This window comes from Fimbriimonas ginsengisoli Gsoil 348 (genome assembly GCF_000724625.1).
In the GTDB taxonomy this organism is placed as follows: domain Bacteria; phylum Armatimonadota; class Fimbriimonadia; order Fimbriimonadales; family Fimbriimonadaceae; genus Fimbriimonas; species Fimbriimonas ginsengisoli.
This window is the reverse complement of the sequence record NZ_CP007139.1, coordinates 4,661,621-4,685,554: the sequence shown is the minus strand read 5'-3', so window position 1 is coordinate 4,685,554 and position 23,934 is coordinate 4,661,621. Positions and strand designations below refer to the sequence as shown.

Annotated in this window: 20 protein-coding genes and 1 tRNA gene; 15 read left to right on the top strand and 6 right to left on the bottom strand. The window is 60.1% G+C overall.

The annotated features are described in order from the left end of the window. Nucleotides 1-67: 67 nt before the first annotated feature. From OP10G_RS21045 to OP10G_RS21035, 3 genes are all read right to left on the bottom strand, one after another. Entirely contained in the window at nt 68-1,099 is a 1,032-nt protein-coding gene (locus OP10G_RS21045) for a BMP family protein (protein WP_025228459.1), read from the bottom strand. A gap of 149 nt (nt 1,100-1,248) precedes the next feature. Beyond that, nucleotides 1,249-2,430, bottom strand: a complete 1,182-nt coding sequence (locus OP10G_RS21040) for a PDZ domain-containing protein (protein WP_025228460.1) — start codon at nt 2,428-2,430, stop codon at nt 1,249-1,251. A gap of 24 nt (nt 2,431-2,454) precedes the next feature. Next, nucleotides 2,455-3,267 carry a tetratricopeptide repeat protein gene (locus OP10G_RS21035; protein WP_025228461.1) on the bottom strand — a complete coding sequence of 271 codons (813 nt, stop codon included), beginning with the start codon at nt 3,265-3,267 and terminating at the stop codon, nt 2,455-2,457. 98 nt (nt 3,268-3,365) lie between these two features. Between OP10G_RS21035 and OP10G_RS21030 the strand changes: the two genes are divergently transcribed. Genes OP10G_RS21030 through OP10G_RS21015 form a run of 4 tightly spaced genes read left to right on the top strand, consistent with a single transcriptional unit; the run spans nt 3,366 to nt 7,986 of the window. Then, nucleotides 3,366-4,652, top strand: a complete 1,287-nt coding sequence (locus OP10G_RS21030) for an ABC transporter substrate-binding protein (RefSeq protein WP_158409319.1) — start codon at nt 3,366-3,368, stop codon at nt 4,650-4,652. A gap of 3 nt (nt 4,653-4,655) precedes the next feature. Then, nucleotides 4,656-6,011, top strand: coding sequence for a branched-chain amino acid ABC transporter permease (locus OP10G_RS25245; protein ID WP_025228463.1), 1,356 nt, complete (start codon nt 4,656-4,658; stop codon nt 6,009-6,011). Then, nucleotides 6,008-7,225: a branched-chain amino acid ABC transporter permease gene (locus OP10G_RS21020; RefSeq protein WP_025228464.1), complete on the top strand. Its 1,218-nt coding sequence runs from the start codon at nt 6,008-6,010 to the stop codon at nt 7,223-7,225. Before OP10G_RS25245 ends, OP10G_RS21020 begins: the two co-directional genes overlap by 4 nt. Beyond that, on the top strand, nt 7,171-7,986 hold the full coding sequence (locus tag OP10G_RS21015) for an ABC transporter ATP-binding protein (RefSeq protein ID WP_084179594.1): 816 nt from the start codon (nt 7,171-7,173) through the stop codon (nt 7,984-7,986). The genes OP10G_RS21020 and OP10G_RS21015 overlap by 55 nt, the downstream gene beginning before the upstream one ends. Before the next feature lie 187 nt (nt 7,987-8,173). Here OP10G_RS21015 and OP10G_RS21010 read toward each other — a convergent pair whose 3' ends face one another. From OP10G_RS21010 to OP10G_RS21000, 3 genes are all read right to left on the bottom strand, one after another. Next, nucleotides 8,174-8,482, bottom strand: a complete 309-nt coding sequence (locus OP10G_RS21010) for a hypothetical protein (protein ID WP_025228466.1) — start codon at nt 8,480-8,482, stop codon at nt 8,174-8,176. 309 nt (nt 8,483-8,791) lie between these two features. Beyond that, nucleotides 8,792-8,867 (bottom strand) — tRNA-Arg (locus tag OP10G_RS21005). Between the two features lie 124 nt (nt 8,868-8,991). Continuing rightward, nucleotides 8,992-12,171 carry a glycosyltransferase gene (locus OP10G_RS21000; protein ID WP_158409318.1) on the bottom strand — a complete coding sequence of 1,060 codons (3,180 nt, stop codon included), beginning with the start codon at nt 12,169-12,171 and terminating at the stop codon, nt 8,992-8,994. 572 nt (nt 12,172-12,743) lie between these two features. On the opposite strand from OP10G_RS21000, the gene OP10G_RS20995 reads away from it, so the two are divergent. From OP10G_RS20995 to mreB, 11 genes are all read left to right on the top strand, one after another. Then, nucleotides 12,744-13,349 carry a polysaccharide deacetylase family protein gene (locus OP10G_RS20995; protein ID WP_158409317.1) on the top strand — a complete coding sequence of 202 codons (606 nt, stop codon included), beginning with the start codon at nt 12,744-12,746 and terminating at the stop codon, nt 13,347-13,349. A 9-nt stretch (nt 13,350-13,358) separates the two neighbouring features. After that, complete coding sequence (locus tag OP10G_RS20990) at nt 13,359-14,825, top strand: ABC transporter ATP-binding protein (RefSeq protein ID WP_025228469.1); 1,467 nt, start codon at nt 13,359-13,361, stop codon at nt 14,823-14,825. Beyond that, on the top strand, nt 14,822-15,853 hold the full coding sequence (locus tag OP10G_RS20985; RefSeq protein ID WP_025228470.1) for an ABC transporter permease: 1,032 nt from the start codon (nt 14,822-14,824) through the stop codon (nt 15,851-15,853). The genes OP10G_RS20990 and OP10G_RS20985 overlap by 4 nt, the downstream gene beginning before the upstream one ends. Further along, entirely contained in the window at nt 15,854-16,714 is an 861-nt protein-coding gene (locus OP10G_RS20980) for an ABC transporter permease (RefSeq protein WP_025228471.1), read from the top strand. 23 nt (nt 16,715-16,737) lie between these two features. Next, entirely contained in the window at nt 16,738-17,544 is an 807-nt protein-coding gene (locus OP10G_RS20975; RefSeq protein WP_158409316.1) for a 6-carboxytetrahydropterin synthase, read from the top strand. A gap of 1 nt (nt 17,545) precedes the next feature. Beyond that, the gene (locus OP10G_RS20970; protein WP_338031881.1) at nt 17,546-18,286 is read left to right on the top strand and encodes an SDR family NAD(P)-dependent oxidoreductase; all 741 of its coding nucleotides are present in this window, start codon (nt 17,546-17,548) and stop codon (nt 18,284-18,286) included. Nucleotides 18,287-18,487: 201 nt separating this feature from the next. Next, nucleotides 18,488-18,979: a nuclear transport factor 2 family protein gene (locus OP10G_RS20965; protein ID WP_144241287.1), complete on the top strand. Its 492-nt coding sequence runs from the start codon at nt 18,488-18,490 to the stop codon at nt 18,977-18,979. A 180-nt stretch (nt 18,980-19,159) separates the two neighbouring features. Then, nucleotides 19,160-20,515, top strand: a complete 1,356-nt coding sequence (locus OP10G_RS20960; RefSeq protein ID WP_144241286.1) for a LamG-like jellyroll fold domain-containing protein — start codon at nt 19,160-19,162, stop codon at nt 20,513-20,515. 318 nt (nt 20,516-20,833) lie between these two features. After that, a complete protein-coding gene (locus OP10G_RS20955; protein ID WP_025228476.1) occupies nt 20,834-21,385 on the top strand; it encodes an HNH endonuclease in 552 nt (183 codons plus the stop codon). 230 nt (nt 21,386-21,615) lie between these two features. Further along, the gene (gene murA, locus OP10G_RS20950) at nt 21,616-22,908 is read left to right on the top strand and encodes a UDP-N-acetylglucosamine 1-carboxyvinyltransferase (RefSeq protein ID WP_025228477.1); all 1,293 of its coding nucleotides are present in this window, start codon (nt 21,616-21,618) and stop codon (nt 22,906-22,908) included. Continuing rightward, nucleotides 22,905-23,924 (top strand): rod shape-determining protein, encoded by a 1,020-nt coding sequence (mreB, locus tag OP10G_RS20945; RefSeq protein WP_025228478.1) that lies wholly within the window; start codon nt 22,905-22,907, stop codon nt 23,922-23,924. The genes murA and mreB overlap by 4 nt, the downstream gene beginning before the upstream one ends. Nucleotides 23,925-23,934 lie beyond the last annotated feature (10 nt).

Below are 23,934 nucleotides of genomic sequence, written 5' to 3'. Positions count from 1 at the left end.
TTGTAGGCATTACCCTATTCCCAACGCCCAACGCCCAACGCCCAACGCCCAACGCCCAACGCCCAGTTTAAAACTCATCCTTCGGCACAACCAGCTTGCCAGCCTTAATGTTCGCCATTGCGTCGGTGAGCATCTTCTGCAGATCGGCAGGGACCTTGTCTTTGAGGGCGGGGTTGATCACGAAGTCGATGGCGCCTTTATCCATGCCGAATAGCTGAACCGAGCCCTTATAGGTCTTTGCTTTCACCTGCTTCGCAAGGTCGACGAAGGCCGGACCGGCGACGATCGTCGCGCTGGCGATCACGATTCCGCTCGGATCGGAGTTTTGGTCCGCATTGGTTCCGAAGGCGTAAGCGCCCTTGGCTTTGCACGCCTGGAAGACGCCGCTCGCGGTGGCGTTCGCCTGGTGGATCACGAAGTCCGCCCCCTGGGCGAGCACCTGTTCCGTCGCCTGCTTGGCTTTGGCCACGTCCGTCTCGCTGCCGATGTAGACGGTCGGGATGATTTTGATCGCGGGATTCGCCGCCCGAGCGCCCGCTTCGAACGCCTTCAGCGTGGAGACAATGCTCGGATAGTTCTGCACGGCGACGGAGCCGACGGTTCCAGACTTGCTCATCTTGGCCGCCATCATTCCTGCCAGGTAGCAGCCTTGCTCCAGATAGAAGCGGAAGGCGCCCGCGTTCGGCGCGGTTTTCCCACCGGAGGAGCTTACGAAAACAGTGTCGGGAAAGTCTTTTGCGACCTGAACGCCAAACTCGTTGTATTCGAACCCGTGGCCAAAGACGAGGTTGTAGTGGTCCTGCGCATAGGTGCGCATGGCGTCCTTGATCTTGGAGCCGGAGGCTTCCTGGTTCGCCACTTCGGCCCCGAGCTGGCTCTTGATCTCCTGTAATCCGGTGTACGCGAGGGCGCTCCAGCCGTTGTCGGAGACTGGCCCCGGAGTTAGAAGGGCGACCTTGAAAGTCCCGCCGTCCTTACTGGCGGTTCCGCCGGCCGCCGGCGTGCCGGTGGTCGTAGCTGCCGAACCGCTCCCCGAATCGGATGCGCACCCAACGACGAAACCAATGGCAAGAATGGCGAGCAAGTTCCTGATCTTCATTGGCGCGATTGTGGCACGGGCTTCCAGCCCGCGTGTATCACGATCGTGGCATGGGCTTCCAGCCCATGTGTATCACGACCATCTTGGTCGTGTGAGCGGGCCAAGGGCAGGATGCCCTTGGGACCCACGGGCTGGAAGCCCGTGCCACGTTACGAAGCGCCGTTCGCCAGGTTAACCAGCGGTTGACGCTCGACTTCCATCCGCTTCAGGGCTCCGTTGTGGGAGACGGCGAGCTTCACCTTCGAGCCCACCGGTCCTTCGAACAGGCGACGAAGGGTACGGAAAGATTGGTGGGTGAGATCGAGGCCGTCGACGGCCAGAAGCTGATCCCCTTCCTTCAACCCTGCCTTATCGGCCGGACTCTCCGGGGAGACGCGCGCCACGAAGATCCCCTTTCGGCTTACGCTGTAGCCGGCGGAGAGGCCGATTTCACCCTGAGGCTCGTTCCCGCTCTTGCCGGTGAAGTTCTCCAGCCAAACCCGCCGGCGCTCGTAGTCGATGATAATGTTGAAGTTCTTCAGGAAGCCAAAGCCGACCGTTCCGTCGCCTTCTGCCGAGCTTGAGGGAAGGTCGATCACGTCCCAGACGCTCGACTCGACCGGAACCCCGAAGATGGTAAGCGGGGGCATCTTGATGTTGAAACTCTCAACGGTGCCCGAGGCCACGCCCGCGAGCTGGCCGAACTTCGCCGACTGGCTCCCCCAAAGCTCCACCCGTTCCAGCACGTCGCGGTGCGTGGTGGCATAGAACGAGTTCCCGGTGTCCAGCGCCAACATCATCGACTTGCCACTCGGAGTCTTAACCGGAAGCTCGATCGAGTTGTGGCCGGTCGGCAGCATCTTCACCAAGAACGTGCGCTTATTGTCCGGCACGCGCTTGGTGATGTCCATCGAACTTGGATAGAAAATGAATTTGTTCTTCTCGAAGTTGATCTCCGTGATGTTCTTCTGGATTACTTCGAAACCCATCAGGCCGTCGCAATGGGTGTTGAACGCGAACGAGTAATCGGCGGGCGGCGTCATTACCGCTTCCATTCCTTCGGGGTCGATCGACTTGTCGCCAAGTTTCAGGCTCGTGATTTTGACCGTCGGCGCTTCGACTTCGCGGACGAAGTCGCGAAGGATCATCTTGCCGGTCGGCTTACCCAGGTTCATCGTATTGTCCGCGTTCACCGCGCCGGAGAAACCGGTGTCGAACATGAGTGAAAGCGGGCGGCCGTTGACGGTTGCGTCCACGATGATCGACTCTTCGCCGCGGCGAAACGGGACTTCGACGGCGCTTTGGCCGTGGGCGACGAAGGTTGAAAGCAGGAGGGCGGATAGAATCGGCATCTTCAGAAGTCCGTAACGTTCAGTCTACGATTTGGATACGCCGTCTGACTCAAGCTTGCGTCCAATGAAGTAATAGATCGCAAGGGGGACCACGTTGAATCCAAACGTTCCGCACACCGTGAGCGGGACGAACCACGTAAATCGTCGGCGACGGTCGATGACGTCGATTAGCATCCACATAAAGGTGCAAACCAGCGAAAAAACGTCGAGGTACCAGGTGAAGATCGACAGGCTGTCGGTTCGTGGGTTGACTTCCGGCATCTTTCCCCCAGGCATCGTTTTGCCGCTGAGGCCGATAGGAAAGTGGAAAACGAACAAAAAGGCGACGACGAGGCTAAGCGCTAAAAAGCCGAGCCCGATCCCATCCCACGCCTTCTCCATCTCGTTAAGAAACGGAAGGAGGTGCTTCGGCTCCTCGTATCCGCTTCGTATCGTGGGGGTGATCGGCTGGGCGTCTCCACCTTCGATAGGCGGCTCAACCCCGGTGAGCTCCCGGACGAGGTTCCGCGCTCCCGCATGGCTAGGGGATATCCGTAGCGCCTCGCGTGCCATGCTCTCGGCTTCGTCGTTCAGGCTCCGATCCCGCAGGTTGACGGCGAGGTTGTAGAAATGCTTCGGCTCGTACGGGGCTACTTCGGTTGCCCGCCGGAAGGCCATCGTGGCTTCCTCCATTTTGCCGAGCCGCGTCAGCGCGATTCCACGGATTTGGTGGGGCTGAGCGATCGACTCGTCCACGACGACGGCTTGCTCGGCGAGCTCAAGAGCTTTTGCGGCATCTCCGCGCTGGAGCGCGTCGGTCGCTTCTTTGATGATTTTGATCGCCGCTTCGCTCGCCATAGGCGCAGAGAGTTTACCGGTGGCGTTAAGGTTTGCGTATACTACGCACACCCCGAGAGTCCGTGCCCGGGACAAGCATTTTTTTGAGGATGGTGGATATGACGACGAACAGGCTTCTGGTCAAGCTCGGATTTGCGGCGGTGGTCGCATCCGCGGTTATGGGTTGCAATAACGATTCCGGCGCCGCCGGGTCCACGACCGGGGCAGCTGCCGGAACGACAGGTACGACTCCGGCGACGACGGGCGTCCTGCCCGCCGGCATCACCAAGGACAGCCGAGGCTGGGAAGCGCCGGGCGAGCTTACGATCGGTTTGGTCGCGAGCCAAAACGGCGATCTTAAGCCGTGGGGCGACGATAGTGTCAAGGGAGCCGAGCTGGCGGTCGAAGAGTTCAACGCCAACGGAGGCCTAGACGGCAAAAAGGTCAACCTCGCGATCGGCGACAGCGGCTCTAAGCCCGAGCAAGGCAAGAGCGCGGCCGAGAAGCTGATGTCGACCGATAAGGCGATCGGGTTGGTCGGAGAAGTCGCCAGCGGTATCACCGCTCAGATGGGTCAGGCCGCTACCGAGAAAGGGGTCCCGGTCATCGCCGTCGGCGCGACTCGAACCGATCTCACCGCCGGCAAGCCGAACATCTTCCGCGTTTGCTACACCGACGCGTTCCAAGGCCCCGTCATGGCGAAGTTCGCCTACGAGGAAAAGGGTTGCCGCAACATCGCCATTATCACCGACAAGAAGCAGCCGTACTCGACTGGTCTTAGCGAGAGCTTCAAGGCGTACTTCACTAAGCTGGGTGGAAAGATCGTTGACGAGCAGTTCTATGAGACCGGGCAGACCCAGTTCCAGGGCCAGCTCACGAATCTCAAGGCTAAGAATCCGGATGGCCTCTTCATGAGCGGCTACTTTAACGAGACCGGTCCGCTCGCCCGCCAAGCCGTGGAAGCGATGCCCAACATCAAGGGCAAGATGTTCGGCGGCGACGGTTGGGACAGCGCCGAGATTCTGAAGTCCGGCGGCGACGCGATCCTCGGCAGCTTCTTCTGCAACCACTACAATAACGAGGAGACTCGTCCGGAAGTTAAGACCTTCCTGGAGAAGTGGGATGCCAAATGGGGCGGCAAGCCGGCCACCACGATGGGCGCTCTCGCCTACGACGCGGCGGCTCTCGCTTGCGACGCTTTGAAGCGGGCGAAAACGAAGGATAGCCCCGGGCTTCAGGCTGCCATCGAGGATACGACCGACTTCAAGGGCGTCTCCGGAGGCATCACGCTCAAAGGCAAGCATGGCAACCCGCCCAAGCGCGCCCTGGTGGTAATGCTCGACAAAGACGGCCAGAAGTTCGCCAAGGCGTACGAGATGGACGAAGCTACTGGCCTTCCGAAGTAACGAATGGGGATTGAACACCTCTTCACTCCGGCAGCGCTGAATTTCGGGACGCTGCCGGAGCAGCTTGTGAATGGCCTCCTCTTGGGGGCCATCTATGCGTTGATCGCCCTTGGTTACACCATGGTGTACGGCGTCCTTCGCCTGATCAACTTCGCCCACGGCGAGGTGTACATGATCGGCGCGTACGTCGCCCTCTTCATGTCGTACCTGTTCGGCTTTGGCGATGGTTCGACCCTCGCCGATGCCAGGCCCGTGCTCAACCCCGCGATGGTCGGGAATCTTGGCATCGGTTTACTTGTGGTCGGTCTGGTGCTTGTTTTGATCGTCCGATCCAAGCCCGATCTCCACGTCGCCGTAAAGGCGATGGGATGGACGGCCCTAACGTTTGGGCTTCTCGGCTTCGTGGCCGGAAAACTGCAGCCACAGGCAATGGATCTTATCCTCATGCTCCTTGCGTGCATGACGGTTTGCGCCATCGTCGGCGTCCTCATCGAGAGATTCGCCTACCGGCCCATGCGGAGCCACTCGCGTATCGCCTCACTGATTACGGCGATCGGCGTTTCGCTGCTGCTCCAATACGGCGGCGCTCTTTTTCTGCCCAACTCTCCTCCTCCCAGCATCTCCGAGAAGGTGAACCCATACCGCGAGAGCAAGACCTTCTTCTTGAAGGCCCCTCCGGCGGAAATCGCTTCGGCATTGAAAGCCGCCGAGCCGAAGTACCTTCAAACGAAGAAGGCGTTCGACGATTACCGCGCCGCCCACCCTAAAGAAGGGGAGTTTGACCTCTCACCGGAAGGGAAGGCGCTTCGTACCGCGGCACAGGATGCCGAACGACCCTACCAAGAGGCCCAAAGCAAGGCGGTCACCGCCGGCATCACGATCACGGTTCAAACAAGCCGCATCATCATGTTCGTCACCGTCATCGTCCTGATGGTGATCCTGACGTACCTGGTGCTTTACACGCGGGCCGGTCGCGCCATGCGCGCGGTCTCCCACGATTTCGACAGCGCGTCCCTCATGGGCGTGAACGTCAACTCGATCATCACCTTCACGTTCATCCTCGGCTCGTCGATGGCCGGCGCGGGCGCAATGATGACGGCGACCTTTCAAGGAACGCCCCTGACGACGTTCTACGGCCTTCTGCCGGGCGTAAAGGCGTTCGTAGCCGCCGTTCTCGGCGGCATTGGAAATATCCCGGGAGCCGTGCTCGGCGGAATCCTGATGGGCGTCGCGGAGACCCTGGTCATCTGGGCCGGGTACAGCAACTATAAGGACGCGATCGCATTCGTCATCCTGATCGTGGTTCTCCTGTTCCGACCGGGCGGGTTGATGGGGTCGTCGAAGGTGGAGAAGGTATGAGCCGGTACTGGATAATCCGGATCGTCTCGATCGTCCTCGCCGTCCTCGGTTGCTTTCTCCTCGAGAAAGTTGCCCGCGGGCAGAACGATTACACTCAGCGTCTGATCGTTCTCGCGGGACTCTACGTGACCCTCTCGGTGAGCCTCAACCTTATCAATGGCATCACCGGCCAGTTCTCGATCGGGCATGCCGCGTTCTATCAAGTGGGCGCCTATCTTGGCGCGTTCTTAACCGGGCGCTACTTTGCCGCCGCGCACTTGCCGCCGTTGGTATGGCTTGTGCTGGTGATGTTCGGCGGCGCTCTGGCCGCCGCGGTTGCCGGTCTCGTTGTCGGTCTTCCATCGCTGCGTCTTCGAGGCGACTACCTCGCCATCGTGACGCTTGGGTTCGGTGAGATCATCCGGATCCAGGTCCAAAACACGGAGGCGTTGGGCGGTTCGTACGGCATGAACGTCGCGCCGAAGATTCAGAGCGTCGCCATGGTGTGGCTACTCGCGATCTTCTGCATCGCGGTTTGCCGCAACCTGCTTAAGACCGCTCACGGCCTTCCTTTCCTCGCGGTCCGCGAGGACGAGGTGGCGAGCTCGGCCATGGGCGTGAACATCACGAAGGTGAAGGTCACCGCGTTTGTTCTCGGCTCTGCGTTCGCCGGGGCGGCGGGTGCTCTGCTCGCCCATTACGAGGGGTTCATCACCCCCACGACGTTCTCCATGGACGTCAGCTTTATTATTCTCACGATGGTCGTACTCGGCGGTACCGGATCGATCACCGGTTCGATCGTTTCCGCCCTGTTCTTGAGTTACTTGCCGGAGTACCTGCGAAGCCTTCATGGTCGGGGCGGAGCCGGTCCGTTGACTGTATCCGGTTCGACGGTCGTGGCTGCCCTGATCGGTGTGGTGGTCGCTGTGGCGCTAATCAAGCGTATCGTCGACGATGGACGTGGAACCAAGTGGGCTCGGCTCGGCTTCTATGCGGGTTCGATCGTGATCGGCGTCGTCGTTCAGGTCATCATGGGCATCGTCCTGAGCCGCGTCAAGCCGATGCAGAACAAGCAGATCGAGGCGGACCAGCTTCGTATGGTGATCTTCGCGGTCACGTTGATCGTTCTCATGCTCCTACGTCCCCAGGGCGTCTTCGCGCACCACGAATTCTCGTGGACATGGGTGAAGAAGCTCTTCGGCGGAAAGGGGCCGAGCACGGAGGTGGCGGCGTGAGCCTGCTCGAACTAAATGATGCGACCATCAAGTTCGGTGGTTTGACCGCCGTGAACTCGGTTAGCTTCGCGCTTAAGAAGGGGGACCTCTTCGGCTTGATCGGCCCGAACGGCGCCGGCAAGACGACCTGCTTCAACATCATCACCGGCGTCTACAAGCCGACCTCGGGCGAGATCTTGTTCGAAGATCGCCCGATCACCGGTACGCCCCCGAATAAGATCGCCAAGTTAGGGATTGCCCGCACGTTCCAGAACATCCGCCTGTTCAAATCGCTCTCCGTACTGGAGAACGTCGTTGTGGGCGGATTCCTGAGGCACCACACCGGGCTCTTCAGCGCCTTGGCCTACCTTCCTCCCGCGATCGCGGAGACGAACCGATTAAAAGAGGAGGCGATGGAGCTTCTTCGAGTGGTCGACCTCGAGCATGTGGCCAACGTCCGGAGCGCAGACCTCTCCTACGGCATGCAGCGGCGACTCGAGATTGCGCGAGCGATGGCGACTCAGCCAAAGCTCCTGCTTCTCGACGAGCCGGCCGCCGGTATGAATCCGATGGAGAAGGAAGAGCTGAACCGGATGGTTCGGAAGATTCGGGACGAGCACAACATGACGGTGCTGCTCATCGAGCATGACATGCGGTTCGTGATGTCGCTGTGCGAGCGGATCGTCGTCCTCGATCACGGGGAAGAGATCGCTCAAGGTCCTCCTGCGGAAATCCGGAATGATCCGAAAGTGATCGCCGCCTACCTGGGCGAAGCGGTATAGCTTCGCCCCTGGCACTTCCAGTCCGTGAAAACGTAGCATCGGCTCCCAGCCGATGAGCCCCAAAACGAAGCGGCCAAGGGCAGGATGCCCTTGGGACCCACTGGCAAGATGCCAGTGCCACATGCAAAGAGCCCCGATGCCGGTTACGGCATCGGGGCTCTTCGTTGAGCCTGAACTGGGGATCGGATTACCGGACGTAGTGGATTTGCGGGTCTTCCATTCGATCGAGCAGCATCAGGGAGACGACGGGCATCGGACGCTGCTTGGCAACTTCGCGCGCTTCGTCGAAGCTGACTTCTTTCGTCATCATTCCGCTCAAATCGATCCACTCCGCGAAGCGGAACGCGCCGCCTTCGCTGCTGAAGCAGGCTAGTCCGTGTACGCCGTCGTGGCAGAAGCAGCCGTAGCGATCGCTCGCCGGGTGGTGCAGGACAAAGAGCTTGTCGGGGAAGGTCTCTTCGAGACCGATCAGGGGTAAAGAAAGTGTTTGGCTCATGGCTCGTTCACCGAATCTTATTGGTGATTAACGCTTCCTGTGAAGCCATTTGCAGTCCAAAAAGGGAAATTGCGCGACTTAGCGCACGACCGTTATGGGCGCGTTAGGTCGGTCACGGAAACCCGCGACACGTAATTTCGTGGCAAGTGAAAGGCTCTAATCCTGCCTTCAGATCTACTGGCCGGACCGACAGATCGGCCTACGCATACTATCTGAAGCGAGGGTTTTTGCCTCTAAAAGTAGACACCATGCGGCTCTATATGCCGGTGGAGACTTTGAAACAGGGGCTAGCCGCAGGAGGCTAGGAGTTGGCCCGGACGAAGGGACTCGAACCCCCAACCCTCAGTTCCGAAGACTGATGCTCTATCCATTGAGCTACGTCCGGGTTCAGGAGGAGATGATACCCAAAGCAGAACCCCGCGGCGAGCGTCGAATAAGCCCGCCGTTGCTCCCTTTGCGATTCAACCTTTCTTCGACCCTTGACCTCCTTAGCGAGAGGTCCATAAGTTCTAGCTGGAGACCGTGACCGTCCCCTTTCGCTCCAATTTGCCCCACCCTTCTCGTCGGCCGGCGAGCGCCCTGACGAGCGAGCGGTAGACCACGCCATACATCACCTGCCGGTAGGCGCAGCGCTGCAGGAAGAGCCACCGTAGCGGACGAGTGGACTGCTTCTCCAAACGGTACGCCAAGAAGCCCGAGAAGAGCTCTACGCCAAAGAAAAGCGCGTACAAGGCGAGGACCTGGATGAGCGCCGCGGTCGCGCCGGCGGCCGCGGTATGGGCGGATTCGCCCGAATCTCCGAAGCGAGAGGCGACCCAAGCGATTAGCGAATAAACCACTTGGATGTCGACCAACGGCGCGAGACCTTGGAATACGACCTGGAACAGCCATAAGGTCGGCAGCGCCAACGCGCCGAACCACCCGTGACGTCCAAGCGCGCGCCGGTGCTTAAAGAGGCACTGCAGCGTTCCAAAGGTCCAACGAAATCGCTGTTTGAAAAACGATCGAAACGTATCCGGCGCCTCGGTGTACGCCAGTGCGGTCGGGTCGGTATCGAGCCGGTATTCCGCCCGCCGTAAACGCCACGTGAGGTCCATGTCCTCGGCGAGGGTATCGGTCGTGTAGCCGCCTACCGCGAGCACCGCCTCCCGACGCCAAGCCCCGATCGCGCCCGGCACTACCGTAATGGCGTTCAACTGGGCGTAGGCGCTTCGATCGAGGTTTTGGGTCGTGGTGTACTCCATCGCCTGCCACTCGGTGAGGATGTTGTGCACGTTGCCCACGCGGACATTACCCGCCACAGCCGCCACCTTCGGGTCGCGGAAGTGCCGCACGAGCCGCGCCATCGCCTTCGGATGGATCTGCGTATCGGCATCGATACAGAGAACAACCTCGGCGTCGGTGAGATGAAGAGCATGGTTCAGAGCGGATGCCTTACCCCCGTTCTCTTGGTGAACGACCAAGACGTGCGGGCTTTCCAACTCGGCAACGGCGGCATACGTGCCGTCAGTCGAACCGTCGTCGACCACGATCACCTGAACGGAAGGATAGGCAGACGCCAGCGCGCTTTCCACCGTTCGCCGGATCACTTTCTCTTCGTTGAAGGCGGCGATCAACACCGCGACTTTTGGCTGGTAGGCGTCGTCGAAGGTGAGCAAAGATTGCGCTTTCCGGTGGCGGAGGGCGAGCGGAACGACGAACAGAATTCGAAGCAGCCCTAGTCCGATTGCAAGAACGAATCCACTCGCCAACAGCGAGTCGACTCGGAAGACGGAGCTGAGAACCAGTCCGTCGAACCAGATCGCCAGCCGATCGCCGGTCGTGAGCCCTGGCATCACTTCGTCGCGAGTCTTCCCCATAAGCTGCGAAACGGCGACGAATTGATATCCTTCGCTCTCCAGTTCCGGTACGAACTTGCGCAACGCGGCTACCGTGGCATCGCGTGGGCCGCCCGCGTCGTGCAGCAGGATGATGTTGCCTTCCTCGTGCTTGTCTGCGTCGGTGTGGACCGCGTGGATGATCGACGTGGCGATATCGTCGGCGGTTTTCGTGCGCGTGGCGCCGTGGCCGGTTGGAACGTCGAGGTTCCAGTCCTGTGGATCGACCTTTTCTCCGACCGTCACATATCCCATCCGGTCGGCGATATTGACTGGCTCGACTTCGGCCGGGGCCTGAGGTTCGGAGTCCGCATTGAACGGCGGGCGGAAAAGGGTAGTGGAGTGCCCGATTACGCTTTGAATCGAGCGCTGAGTCGCATTCAGCTCGAGTGCGGCGCGTCGCGGACTGACCATGCCCAGATCGGGGTGGAAAAACGTGTGGCTTCCAACTTCGTGCCCCTCCGCATAGATCCGGCGAAGGAGGTCCGGCCTCGCCTCGACATTTCGCCCGACCACGAAAAACGTCGCCTTGACGCCCAGGCGCTTCAGCTCGTCGAGGATTGGCCCCGTGTACTCACCGTCCGGCCCGTCGTCGAACGTGAGCGCCAGCTTCATCTTGGTTGCCGCGTTATATCCGGAGTGCTGAATAACGTACGGGAACGGATACCGGAGGTAATTCATGTCCGTCACCAATCCGGTCTCCTTGTCCACCTCGAATTCGCGCTGGCCGACGGTCGGGTGCTGAAGCACCTTCAGGATTTCACCCTTGCCGACATGGTCCACGCCGTATGGGAAGCTAACTTGGGTCATGGCGCTCACTTGCGGCGCCCGTTCCGGAGAACGTCGGTTCAGGAAACTCCAAAGGCCGGGGTCCTCCATTCCTAACGCCCACACGCTCGCCCCTCGCAACCCTAGATCTCTCGCGTCGGACCACTGGTTGAACGCCGATCCGGCGTCGAGCATCCATATTTCATGCGTTTTCCCGTCGTCGTCGGCGTATTCGAACGTGCTGTTGAGCGAGTTCGGGTCGAAGTCGATGACGTCGGCCGGCTTTTCGCCATCGCGATAACCCGCCGCGATGGAAAGCGCCTCTTGGTAGCTGATCGATTGGGCGGCTTGCCCCTTCTGCCAGTCGTATGCGTAGCTGCCGATCCCTAGGACCAGCTTGTCGGCCGGAACTACTTTCAGCGTTTTATCGAGAACCTTTTCCGCCCAGTCGATTGAGGCGATGGGCCCGGCTCCTGTGGTCTCCGCGTGCTCGTCGTAAGCCATCAGCACGAGCCAATCGCACGCCGGGACCATCTCCTTCACCACGTCCGGATCGGTGTCCGCGTCGACAGAAACCGTTAGCTCCAACCCATCTGCCTTCAAAGTCCTGGAGAGAAGGGCCAAGAAGCCGGGAAGACGGGCTTGGTCGACATCCTTCAGGTTTTCGAAGTCGATGTTCAGCCCCTGAAACCGGTTGGAGACGAGCCAGTCTCGAAGCTGCTCGCTCATCGCCTGCTGACGTTCGGCGGATTGAAGAAGAATCCCCGCCGACTTAGGGTCGAAGCTGTCGCTTCGGCTATTGCTGAGCAACGGCATAATCCGGACGCCCTGGTCGCGCGCGGAGGCGATCACCTGCGAGTTGAGCGGATTTTGATCGAGGTCGAAGTCGCTCGTATCCAACTCGCCGGCGGCGTTCAGGTGCAGCCAGGCCGGAATAAGGTGAGTCAGGTTCTTACCGTACGCTCGGAGAGAATTGAGTCCAGCTTCCTGCCAAGGGGCGTAGAACGCGGCTACGATCTGACCGGCGGGAGATGCGACTGCCACCGGGGCGCGCTTACTTCGCGAGACTTCGGAAAACAGGTCGCGACGGCTGTGCCGGGGAGCGGGCGGTTGAAACTGGGCGCGGGGCTTGCGTACGAGTTGACCGCCCAGCGAAGGCACCGAAAACAGGCTTACAAAAAATACGATAGAAACGAGCACGAACATCACGGCCATCGCGATGGTCACTCGCGATAAGAGGCCATGTCGTCGTCCTTTCGGATCAAAAAAAACGGGTCGGTTTTCCATTTACGGGGCCATGCCTAATGGACCATCCACTTTCAACGCGTAATGATGATCGATTGTCTCGTACATCGCATCTGATGCGGTGTGACGCGCATAATCTCTCTCCGACCGTGCTTCGAAATGCTCTGACCCGTATGAGTCGATTGATGAATCTTTTTTCCGCAGCTTTTGTGATCGCGGGTATTGCCCTCGTTGGTTGCGGGGGCGCTTCGTCTACCCCTTCAGTAAAGCCTTTTCCGACCGTCAACAGCGCGGCTCTGGAGCGAAATTCGCCTGCTTGGCAAAAAGCGTGGACGGAAGTCGCCAAGATTTCAGACGCTCCGAGAGTTGCCTTGACCGAACTTCGCCGCGGCGACCGTAACGAGAAGGTCGTTGCGCTAACGTTTGACGACGGCCCTCACGGCCCCAGCACTCAGCACCTGCTCCAAATCCTTCGCGAAGAAAACGTAAAGGCGACATTTTTCTTGGTCGGAAAGATGGCGCAGAAATATCCGCATTTGGTCAAGTTGATCGCCGCCGAGGGGCACGAGCTCGGCAACCACACATTTAGCCACGCCTGTCTCACCAAGGTAACCGACGAAGAGGCTCAAGCCGACTACGAGGCGTGCAGCGACGTCATCCAGTCGCTTACGGGCAAGCGGCCCAAAGTTTGCCGCCCTCCCGGCGGCGACATCGACAACGCGGTGATCAACGCCGGCGCGTCGCTCGGTATGACGACGGTTCTCTGGACCGACGACCCCGGGGACTACTATGAGCGCGACGAGCAGGTCATTCTCGACCGCACGCTCGCGAAGGCGAACAACGGCGGCATCATTCTCCTGCACGACGGAATCCCGCAGATGTTGGACGTTTTGCCAACGATAATCCAAACCTTGCGCGCTCGCGGTTTTAAGATCGTCACGGCAAGTGAGCTCGCCGAGCTGAAGCAGAGAAAGTAGACTTGGCGCTTGCCTGAGGGTCGAGGCCACCATCTTTTAGCCGTCCGTAACGTCACGAAGCGTTACGGCGGCGTCTCCGCGCTCGATGACGTTTCGGCTGAGTTCCGAGCCGGGGAAATCCATGCCGTCCTCGGGGAAAACGGCGCCGGCAAGTCAACTTTGATGAGCGTGCTGTCCGGGTTCGTGGCGCCGTCGAAGGGAACGGTGGAGTTGGATGGACATCCGATTCCGCTCGGTCGCGCGTTCGAGTGCAAACGGATCGGGATCGAAATGATCCACCAGCACTTCACCCTCGTTCCCGACTTCACCGTCGCCGAGAATCTAGCTCTCTCTCGCCTGCCCGGCTTACTCGGAGCCTCCCACGTTGCCGAGAGGGCCGCCCCTTCACTTGAGGCCGCCAAGCGACTTGGCTGGGAGTTGGATCCCATCGAGAAGGTACGAAACCTGGCGGTGGGGGAGCAGCAGCGGTTGGAGATTCTAAAAGCGCTCGGCGGCGACGCTCAGGTGCTGATTCTCGATGAGCCGACCGCGGTGCTCTCGCCGGAGGAAGTCGACGACCTATTTCGTGTGATGCGCCGGCTGCGGGACGAAGGCAAGATCGTCGTGCTCATCGCCCATAAACTCGCCGAGGTCTTGGCGGTAGCCGACCGAGTGACGGTCCTGCGGCGCGGCAAGCTGATCGCCACCGCAACCCGCGATGAAGTGGACGAGCGAACGCTTGCCGAATGGATGGTGGGCGAGCTGCCTACTGCTGCCGTCAACTCGCCGGCAACCGTCGCGGGCGAAGGGCTAAAGGCAAGCGACCTCCGCGTCAAAGGTGACCGGAAAGAGGACGCCGTAAGGGGAATAAGCTTCGAAGTCCGCAGGGGAGAAATCCTCGGCATCGGCGGGGTCGACGGAAACGGGCAGATCGAACTAGCGGAAGCGATCGCGGAAGTGCGTGCACTGGCGGCGGGAAAGGTGACCTGGGAAGGGACCGAGGGCAAACCTCGAACCGGGTACGTGCCCCAAGACCGGCAGATCGACGGTCTGGCGCTCGGCCTATCGGTGGAAGAAAACCTGTTGATCGCCGGCTATCGGCGCGAGACACTGACCCGCGGACCTTTCTTACGTCTTAAGGAGATTCATCGTTGGGCGCAAGGGCTCATCGAACGTTTTGAGATCCGTACCCCCAGCTCTAAAGAGCCGATCGCCAGCCTTAGCGGCGGAAACCAGCAGAAGGTGGTCGTAAGCCGCACCCTAGACGGCGAACCCGAGCTGTTGGTGGTGGTCAACCCAACGCGAGGGCTCGACATTCGCGCCACCAGTTACGTTCACGGCAAAATTCGAGAGGCGCGCGATGCCGGTACCGCGGTGGTCCTTTTCTCCACCGACCTGGACGAGCTGTATGCGCTGTCCGATCGGCGCGTATTTATGTCGCGCGGCGAGCTGATCGATGACGAAGGGGCGATCTCGGTGGTGGGGGGAAGGCGGTGAACACATTTTCGCGCTTCTCGCTGAGCGCTCTCGGGCTCTTGGCCATCTTGGTGCTTACCCTGATCGCTTTTCACTTACCGCTGCTCGAGAGCCTGAGATTGTTGTCGCACGGCGCGTTCGGCGATAAATTCGGTTGGTCCCGGACGGCGGTCAAGTCGATTCCCCTCCTCCTGACCGGGTTGGGAATGGTGGTCGCCTGGCGGGCCGGCATGTACAACATCGGCGGGGAAGGGCAGTTCGTGGTCGGCGGCGTCCTTGGCTGCGTGGTCGCCAAAGCGATGCTGAAAGCCGCGAGCCTCCCCCCATTTCTTGTAACAATCGGGATCCTGGCCGGGTGCGCCGTTGGCGGAGCCGTGTGGGCCTACCTGGCCGGCTGGCTATATGTGAAACGCGGCGTCGAGGTCGTCATCAGTACGATCCTGCTTAATTTCGTGGCTCTGCAACTCCTCGGATGGGCGGTAAGCGGGCCGTTACAAGAAGGGAAGGGACAGCTCCCCTTAACCGATCTACTGCCCGACGCCGTGATGCTCCCCCGCTTCGATCGGCAAACGGACCTCCATGCTGGAGTCTTCCTTGCCATCGTCATGGCGTTTATAGTTTGGGGTTTCCTCTACTTCACCAAGGCTGGCTTCCGCCTTAGGGTCGTGGGCGACAATGCCCAGGTAGCGCGGGCGAATCGCATCGATGCGAAACGGATGCAGTTAGTGGCGATGCTGATCTCCGGAGCCTTATGCGGTCTCGCCGGCGGCGTCGAATACACCGGAACCGCCGGCCAACTCGGTAGTGGCTTCTCCCAGCAGTGGGGATTCATCGGCATTCCCGTCGCTTTGCTTGGCGGGTTGCACCCGCTTCTGGTGATGCTCAGCGCGGGATATTTCGGCGCCTTGTTCGCGGGGTCGGAGAACTTGGCCCGCTTCACGCCGGCCGGGACCACGCTGATTTACGTGATCCAAGCCGCGGCGGTGCTTGGCTTCGTTGGAGTTCGCGCTCTGATGCGCCGCAAGCCGCTTCCAACGGAGGCAGCGTAGATGGACTGGCTGACGCTTTTCATCTATGCCGCCCCCGTTGCGCTGGCGGCGATCGGAGAAACCGTCGTGCAGCGAGCCGGCGTGATTAATATCGGCCTCGAGGGGGCGATGCTGTGCGGCGCCTTCTTCGCCATGCTCGTGAGCTTCACCACGAAGTCGCCTTGGATCGGCCTGGCCGCCGGCGCATCGGCGGGAGTCGCCGTCAACGCCATCTTTGGCTGGTTCACGGTGTATCTCTGCAGCGACCAGGTAGTCGTCGGCACGGCGGTGAATCTCTTTGCGTTGGGGCTGACCGGAACCTTGTATCGGGGGAAGTTCGGCCAAAGCGGCCAGTTGCTGACCGTTCCGACCCTCCCGTCTTGGCACGGTGTCGATCCGCTGATGGCGCTTATGGTGCTTTCGGTTCCGGTGGTGTGGGCATTACTTTCCCGGTCGGCGTGCGGTTTGGCGGTCCGGGCGGCGGGGGAATATCCAAAGGCGGCGGAAGCGGCCGGGTTTTCCGTTCACCGGCTGCGATTCATGGCGGTGCTGGTAGGAGGGCTCTTCGCCGGCTTGGGTGGCTCGTACCTCTCGATCGTCATCACTGGAACATTCGCCGAAAACATGTCCGCTGGGCGCGGGTTCGTGGCGATCGCAATGGTGACCTTCGGCCGCTGGCGTCCCGCCTTGGTTTTCTTGGCGGCACTATTGATCGGCTTTGCCGAAAGCCTCCAATTCCGCTTTCAGGCCCTTGGCTGGAAGGTTCCGTTCCAGCTTATGATCGCCCTGCCGTACCTTATTGCCCTCGCCGTTCTTGTGATTGTAGGCAAGGGAACCGTCGCCCCCGCTGCTTTGGGAATCTCGTATCGTAGAGAAAGGTAGCTCCAAGAATCGACATGGTCAAAATGACGCGCAGAGTAACGTTCTCGAGCGGGCACCGCTATTGGGTGCCCGCGCTCTCCGAGAGCGAGAACCGCGCGTTGTTCGGGCCGTGGGCCTCTCCCTATAACCACGGCCACAACTACGTCTTGGACGTCACCGTAGAAGGGAATGTCGACCCCCAGACCGGCATGGTCGTCAATATCAAGCGAATCGACGCCGTTCTCAAAGGCGGCTTGGTCAAAGAATTCGACGGCAAGAGCCTGAACGACGAAGTGGCTTGGTTCTACGACCGCCCATCTACGCTCGAAAACCTGATCGAATACATTAGGGGCCGCTTAGATGGGACATTACCGAGCGAGGCTCGGATGGTAGGTGTTCGATTAGAAGAGATGCCGACCTTTTGGGCGGAATGGCAAGATGGAAAAGGGATGACACTGACTCGGTCGTATGAATTCGCGGCGGCCCACCGCTTGCACGTCCCCGCGCTCAGCCACGAAGAGAACCTGGATCTGTTCGGCAAGTGCAACAACCCAGCCGGACACGGTCACAACTACGTGCTGGAAGTGTCGGTGGCCGGCGACCCCGACCCGGCAACCGGCATGCTCCTCGACATCGGCGAGCTTGACGCCGCCGTCCACCGGGAAGTGGTCGATCGATACGATCACAAGAACCTGAATGAGGACCTACCGGAGTTTGCCGGCAAAGCCACGACGAGCGAGGTCGTGGCGCAGGAGATATTCTCCCGGCTCCAGAACAAAATCCCCGGTCGCCTCGCGAGAGTGAGACTGTGGGAAACCGCGCGGAACGCCTTCGACGTGGAGGCTGCGTAGGGTGCCTGTGCTTGCAAGGAATGGCCGGGGAGCCGCCGTTGTTTCGGGAGCCGGTTCAGGCATCGGAAGGGCCGTCGCGTTGATGCTTGCAGGTACGGGATTCGACCTCGTATTGGTGGGACGCCGCGAAGAAATGTTGCTCAGCACCGCGAGACCACTGGAGAAGATGGCCCTAGTGGACTGTATCGCCGGCGACTTACTTGATCCGAAGACCTCCGAGCGCGTTCGAGATTGCCTCTTATACTGTTGGGGGCTGGTGCACACCACGGACCGCATCGTTCTGGTGAACTCTGTCGGTACCGCTGAATTCGGCCCTTTTGTGGAAACGTCGGTCGATTCGATCAGAGCTCAAATCGAGGTCAACTCGGTGGCGCCTCTCCTTTTGTGTCACGCCTTGCTGCCGCATATGTTGCGCGTCGGAGGTGGGGATATCGTCAACATCTCCAGCGTCGCGGCCCTAACGACGCTCGCCAATTCAGCCGCGTACTCGGCGGGAAAAGCAGCTCTGCACTCCGCATCCAAAGTGCTGGCTGCCGAATGCCGAGGGCGAGGAGTTCGAATTACCTCACTTTTACTGGGCGCGACTGACACCCCGCTGTGGGATAACCAATCGTTCGTACCGGACCGTAAAGAGATGATTTCGTCCCGCTCGGTGGCGGAGACCGTGCGCAGCATTCTCAACATGCCGGCCGACTGCTATCCCGACGAGCTCCTCCTGACCCCGCCAAAGGGCGTTCTGTAAACGTCACTTGAGGTTCTGCTCCCTTTTCCGACACAATTCGTCGGTGACGGAGTCGAGGTTTGGGCCGGATCGTTTAAGGATGGTTTCGCCGGGACGGCCCCCTTCTTGGTGGCGCAACGTAATATGTGCCCTCTGCACCCGCTCGCGTCGCCCAGGAAATACTTGAACTTGAGCGGTTGAAGGCTTAAGATGAAGCTAGCTATGAAAACCACGAAAATCTCGACGTTATTTCTGATGGGATTCGCGGCTTGCCTTGCGAATGCGGGAGGCGAGTCTCCTAAGGACGTCGCGAAGGCGATGGTTGCCAAGTACCGGAAAGCGATGCGGACGAAGGATCTCAGCTTCTTTGAAAAAGGCTCGACCGCCGACTTCGTCTATGTCGACACTCACGGGACGAAGTCGCCGAAGAAGGCCGCCATCGCCGGACTCAAGGCCGGCTTCGGCATGATGGGCGCTTTCAAGAAGTTCGAAACCAAGCTCGTCTCCGCCAAGAACGCGGAAGGCGGCGTCGTCTTCGTCTTGGACGAGGACATCGTCCACCCGATGAAGATGGGCGGGAAGACCTCGATCTTGGCATCCAAAATGCGCAACGAGACCTTGCTCGTGAAATCCAACGGGAAGTGGCTCTACAAGAGAGTCAAGATCCTGAAAGAGAACACCACACTCGACGGCAAGCCGATGAACGGCATGTAATTCCAAAGCCCCTCGTTGGCAGCCCATACCGTCGAACCTCAACGTCCGACGAGAAGAGGATGGTATGGGTGAGGGAGAACCAGGAATACAAATCGTTGAGCTAAGAAGTAATTCTCGCTGCTCTTGAATCGGGCCGTCCCGGTCCTTGGTTGGGGCGGTTCTTTTTCATATACTTGGGTTGTGCTTCGTTGGCTTTGGTTTGCTTTCGTTCTTGCTTTGGTTCTCGCCGGATGCGGAGGAAGCGGGAGGTCCAACGGCCCGGTGACGGCGAACCGCACGATGCAGATAACGTGGCCCGCGCGCTCGCGAGCCGCACTCACAGCCCCTGCTTCGGCGCTCTCCGCTCGGATCGTCATCGTCGCCGGAGATTCCACCGGTCACGACATCGCCTTCACGGTGAACAGGGAGGCGCGGATCGACGGATACGTAGCCACCTATACCATCCCGCAACCCGTAAATCGGACCGCGCGAACCCTGACCGTTAGCTTCTATGCACAAGCAAACGGCCTGGGCGACCTGGTCGCCACCGCCCAAGCGAACTTCACGTCCCAGGGGCCAAATTTGAATTTTGTCTCCGTCGTCGTGGACGGCAAGGTCCACACCGTGACGGCGACTCCGCAAACCATGCTTCTGAGCCAGGGAGCAAAGCAGCTCGAATTCACGGCGAGCGATGCCGATAGCCACACGGTTGCCGTTTCTCCAGGCTCCGCAACTTGGAGCCTGATCTCCGGCGAATCGGTCCTCTCGGTGTCGGCGGATGGGATCGCCACCCCCCTCTCCGTCGGTACGGCCACGGTGAAAGTTACCGTCGACGGTGTCTCCAGCCCGCCGGCGACGATCACCGTCGACCGCACCTTTACTCGCGTTTTCCGGTTCGCGCTCCCCACCGATACGATCCAGCTAAAGGGAGGCGACCTAAACGGCGCCTGCAATCTTGGTCAACGGTTTACGGTTGAGGCGATCGTCAAACCGGCCCGGGCCGATTCCCGGACATTTATTTGGCAGCAGTGGGCCAACGGCTCCATGGACGAGATCTTCGTCCTCGATCCCGATCGGTTCGTCGGCATGGGAACGGGCGCGGGCCAACCGTATCGGTATTACTATGGCGACCAATTCCCGCTTCATGCCTGGAGCCACATGGCCTGGTGTTACGACGGACAGGTGGTCAGGATGTACCGAAACGGGCATCTGGTGAGCACGACTCCGGCGACCGGCAACATTACGCCGCTGGCGAACGCCGAGGCGGCGGCTCTGGGCAAGAACTGCGGCGTGCCTTTCGTCACCCAAGATTTTTCGTTCGTGGGCGACTTGGCGGCGTTTAGAATTTCCAACGTCGATCGATACACCGGAGAGTCGTACGATGTACCGACGAAGCCTTGGGAGGATGACGCGTCGACCCTCGTGTTGGTCGATCCGAGCACGCTCTCCGGAACCCCAACGAACTTCTCAATTCCCGGCATCCAGCATCTGAACGGCACCCTGGGAGGCGGTTCGTCAAGCGCTACCTCGCCGACTTGGGAGGCATATTCGCCTTAGTCTTTACCCGGGCGATCGGCGAGGCTCTTTCGTTCATCGGCTGGGTGCCGATGCTACTTGTGATGAACTTCTCGAAGGAACTTCCTCGGTCGGGCGGATTTTAACAATGGCGGCGATGCGTTTTCCGACGGATAATCGTCTGTAACAGTGTCGATGTATGAACCGGATCGCATACGGATGGCTTCGCTCGGGTGGCCGCCTTCTTGGCGTGACACCATAATACGTGCCGTCTGGTCCCGCCCCAACGGGAGGCTCGCGTGCGAAGTTCGCACGCGAGCCTTTCGCGGTTTTGGAGGTATCGACTAGGGAGCACAATAGGTGTCGACGCACGAAGTCCTTGTTCTAAATAGCAACTACGAGCCGCTCAACGTATGCAACATGCGGCGCGCCATCGCCTTGCTTTTGTTGGGCAAGGCAGAGGTGCTGCAGCATCGCGACCAACCCTTGACGACCGTCAATGGCTACCACGACGCACCATCGGTCCTCAAGATGCGATACCAGGTGCGGAGGCCGATGCCCCAGCTTCGACTCTCGCGTCATTCGGTTTTGGCTCGCGACCACTACACCTGCCAATACTGCGGCATCAAAGGGAAGGACCTGACCATCGACCACGTCATGCCGAAGTGGGCGGGTGGTCCGCACACCTGGGATAACCTCGTCGCGTGCTGCCGGCGATGCAATTTGAAGAAAGCCGACAAGACTCCGCAGCAGGCGCACATGAAGCTCGCCCGCAAGCCGCGCCGTCCGCACTTCGTCCCCTACCTGTCGCTGCCGCTCTACCTTAAGGCGCAGAACCGGGACGATTGGCGGATGTTCCTACCGTTCTTCGAAGAGTTCGCCACCGGAGCGCTGCTGGAGCAGAGTGCGTAGGGAAGCGTTAGGTGCGGAGCGTGAAGCGTGATCTAGCTTTAGGGCATTACCCTTTCCTTCGCGCCTCGCGCCTCAACCCTCCGAATGCCTCAAATCTTGCCTTCCGTGGCAACTCCGACGAACTCATTTGCGAATTACCGCGTCGGAAAAGCCGGTAGACTTGTCCAGCCCGTCCAAACCCGCTATAGTGAAGGTGTTTGAACCAGCCATGGACGGAGGGTTTAGTTAAGATGAATGCACTAGTCATCGCGGGCGGCAGGAGGCTGCTCGGTGAAGTCGACGTTGCGGGAAGTAAAAATTCCGCGCTTGCCTTAATGTCAGCGGTTGTGCTGGCGGAAGGCACTACGATTCTGCACAACGTTCCGGATGTGTCGGATACGCGCACCAAAGCGCAGCTCCTGCAAGTGTTCGGTGCAAAGACCGAGTGGCACGGAAGCTCACTCCATGTCGACTGCAGCAATCTCCACAACGGAGAAGCGGACGAGGAGATGGTTCGTTCCATCCGCACCTCGTTCTATCTGCTCGGCCCGCTCGTCGCACGCCTTGGGCGCGTAACGCTACCGGCTCCCGGCGGATGTAAGATTGGCGCTCGCCCGGTCGACCTCCATATCAAAGGTCTCACCCTGCTCGGCGCAAGGATCGACCTCGTCAACGGGGTTTATTCGCTAGAAGCCGACTCGCTTCTCGGCGCTGAGATCTACCTCGACTTTCCGAGCGCGGGGGCGACCCAGCACCTGATGACCGCCGCGGCCTTGGCTCGCGGCATCACCGTGATCCAAAACGCCGCGATGGAGCCGGAGGTCACGGTCTTGGCCGACTTCCTGAACCGTATGGGCGCCCGGGTCGAAGGGGCGGGGACGAGCACGGTAACCATTCAGGGGATGTCGTCGCTGAGCCCATGCGAATTCCGCGTTCCGTCGGACCGGCTCCAGGCCGGAACCTACATGCTGGCCGGCGCGATTACCGGTGGCGACGTGAAGGTGAAGGGCATTCTGCCCGAGCATCAATCTGGTCTCGTTAACAAGCTTCGTGAAGCCGGAGCCGAGGTCAGCGAAGGATCGGACTGGATCCGCGTCGGCGCCACCGAGCGTCTGAAAGGGATCCGTATCAAAACGATGCCGTATCCGGGATTCCCGACCGACATTCAGCAGCCGATGGCCGCGCTGCTTACCCTCGCCGAGGGAACGAGCGTCGTCGAGGAAACGATTTACGAGAGCCGAATCGGTCACGTGCAGGAGCTAAACCGCATGGGGGCCAACATCATTCAGGAGAGCAGATCGTCCATCATTAATGGCGTCAGTCAACTCCGGGGAACCGTGGTGGTCGCAAGCGACCTACGCGCGGGCGCCGCACTCGTTTTAGCCGGCCTTGCCGCCGATGGCGAGACGATCGTCCGTAATGTACATTTCATCGACCGTGGATATGAGCGCCTCGAAGAGACGCTCCAAGGCCTGGGTGGTCGGATCGTACGCATCCCGGAGGACGAGCTGAGAGCTAAGAGGGTGGGCGAAACGGTTCTTTGAGATTAGTTCCTGAGATAGGCATCGACCTGGGCACGGCAAACATTCTGGTTTACCGGCGTGGGAAAGGCATCGTGCTGAACGAGCCCACGGTCGTTGCCATCAACTCGACTAACGGCAAAGTACTTGCGGTAGGTAACGAAGCGCGCGACATGCTTGGGCGCACCCCCGGCAACATCACCGCCATCCGGCCCCTGAAAGACGGCGTCATCGCGGATTACTCGACGACGCTGAAGATGCTCGAGTACATCATCACGAAGACGTGCGGGGGCCGCTTCCCGATCAAGCTTCGACCGACCACGCTAGTTTGCGTTCCCAGCGGCGTCACCAACGTCGAGCGACGCGCGGTCATCCAGGCCGCCCGGGAAGCAGGCGCTGGCCATGCGATGACGATTGAAGAGCCGATGGCCGCGGCGATCGGCGCCGGCCTTCCTATCTCGTCTCCGGGTGGCAATATGGTGGTCGACATCGGCGGCGGCACTAGCGACATCGCGGTGATTTCACTTGGAGGCATCGTCCTTTCCCAGAGCCTTCGGCTGGGAGGGAACAAGCTCGACGAGGCGATCATCCGGCATATCCGCAACGCCTACAATCTTATGATCGGCGATCCCACCGCGGAGGAGATCAAGATCAAGATTGGCTCGGCCTACCCCCTGGCCCAAGAATTGCGCATGGAGATTCGAGGCCGCGACTTGGTGGCCGGTCTGCCAAAAAGCGTGGAAGTGACGAGCGAGGAGATTCGCGAGGCGCTCAGCGAGCCGATTCGCCAGATCGCCGAAAAGCTTTGCCAGGTCCTCGAAGAGACCCCTCCCGAACTGGGCAGCGACGTCATCGAGCGGGGAATTACCCTTACCGGCGGCGGCGCACTATTACGAGGTCTGGACCGCCTTTTAAATAGCGTTACCGACATCCCCGTCCGAGTGGCCGATAACGCGCTAAACTGCGTTGCAATCGGTACTGGCCGTGCGTTGGAAGAATTGGACGCAATTCGGCAGAGCGGCGCCGTAAGCACCATTTAGCTGGGAATAT

Coding starts and splice junctions, on each gene's coding strand:
- murA (WP_025228477.1), top strand. CDS start 21,616: ATGAATGCACTAGTCATCGCGGGCGGCAGGAGGCTGCTCGGTGAAGTC.
- OP10G_RS25245 (WP_025228463.1), top strand. CDS start 4,656: ATGGGGATTGAACACCTCTTCACTCCGGCAGCGCTGAATTTCGGGACG.
- OP10G_RS21040 (WP_025228460.1), bottom strand. CDS start 2,430: ATGCCGATTCTATCCGCCCTCCTGCTTTCAACCTTCGTCGCCCACGGC.
- OP10G_RS21035 (WP_025228461.1), bottom strand. CDS start 3,267: ATGGCGAGCGAAGCGGCGATCAAAATCATCAAAGAAGCGACCGACGCG.
- OP10G_RS20975 (WP_158409316.1), top strand. CDS start 16,738: ATGACGCGCAGAGTAACGTTCTCGAGCGGGCACCGCTATTGGGTGCCC.
- OP10G_RS20965 (WP_144241287.1), top strand. CDS start 18,488: ATGAAAACCACGAAAATCTCGACGTTATTTCTGATGGGATTCGCGGCT.
- OP10G_RS21030 (WP_158409319.1), top strand. CDS start 3,366: ATGACGACGAACAGGCTTCTGGTCAAGCTCGGATTTGCGGCGGTGGTC.
- OP10G_RS21010 (WP_025228466.1), bottom strand. CDS start 8,482: ATGAGCCAAACACTTTCTTTACCCCTGATCGGTCTCGAAGAGACCTTC.
- OP10G_RS21020 (WP_025228464.1), top strand. CDS start 6,008: ATGAGCCGGTACTGGATAATCCGGATCGTCTCGATCGTCCTCGCCGTC.
- OP10G_RS20980 (WP_025228471.1), top strand. CDS start 15,854: ATGGACTGGCTGACGCTTTTCATCTATGCCGCCCCCGTTGCGCTGGCG.
- OP10G_RS21015 (WP_084179594.1), top strand. CDS start 7,171: ATGGGTGAAGAAGCTCTTCGGCGGAAAGGGGCCGAGCACGGAGGTGGC.
- OP10G_RS21045 (WP_025228459.1), bottom strand. CDS start 1,099: ATGAAGATCAGGAACTTGCTCGCCATTCTTGCCATTGGTTTCGTCGTT.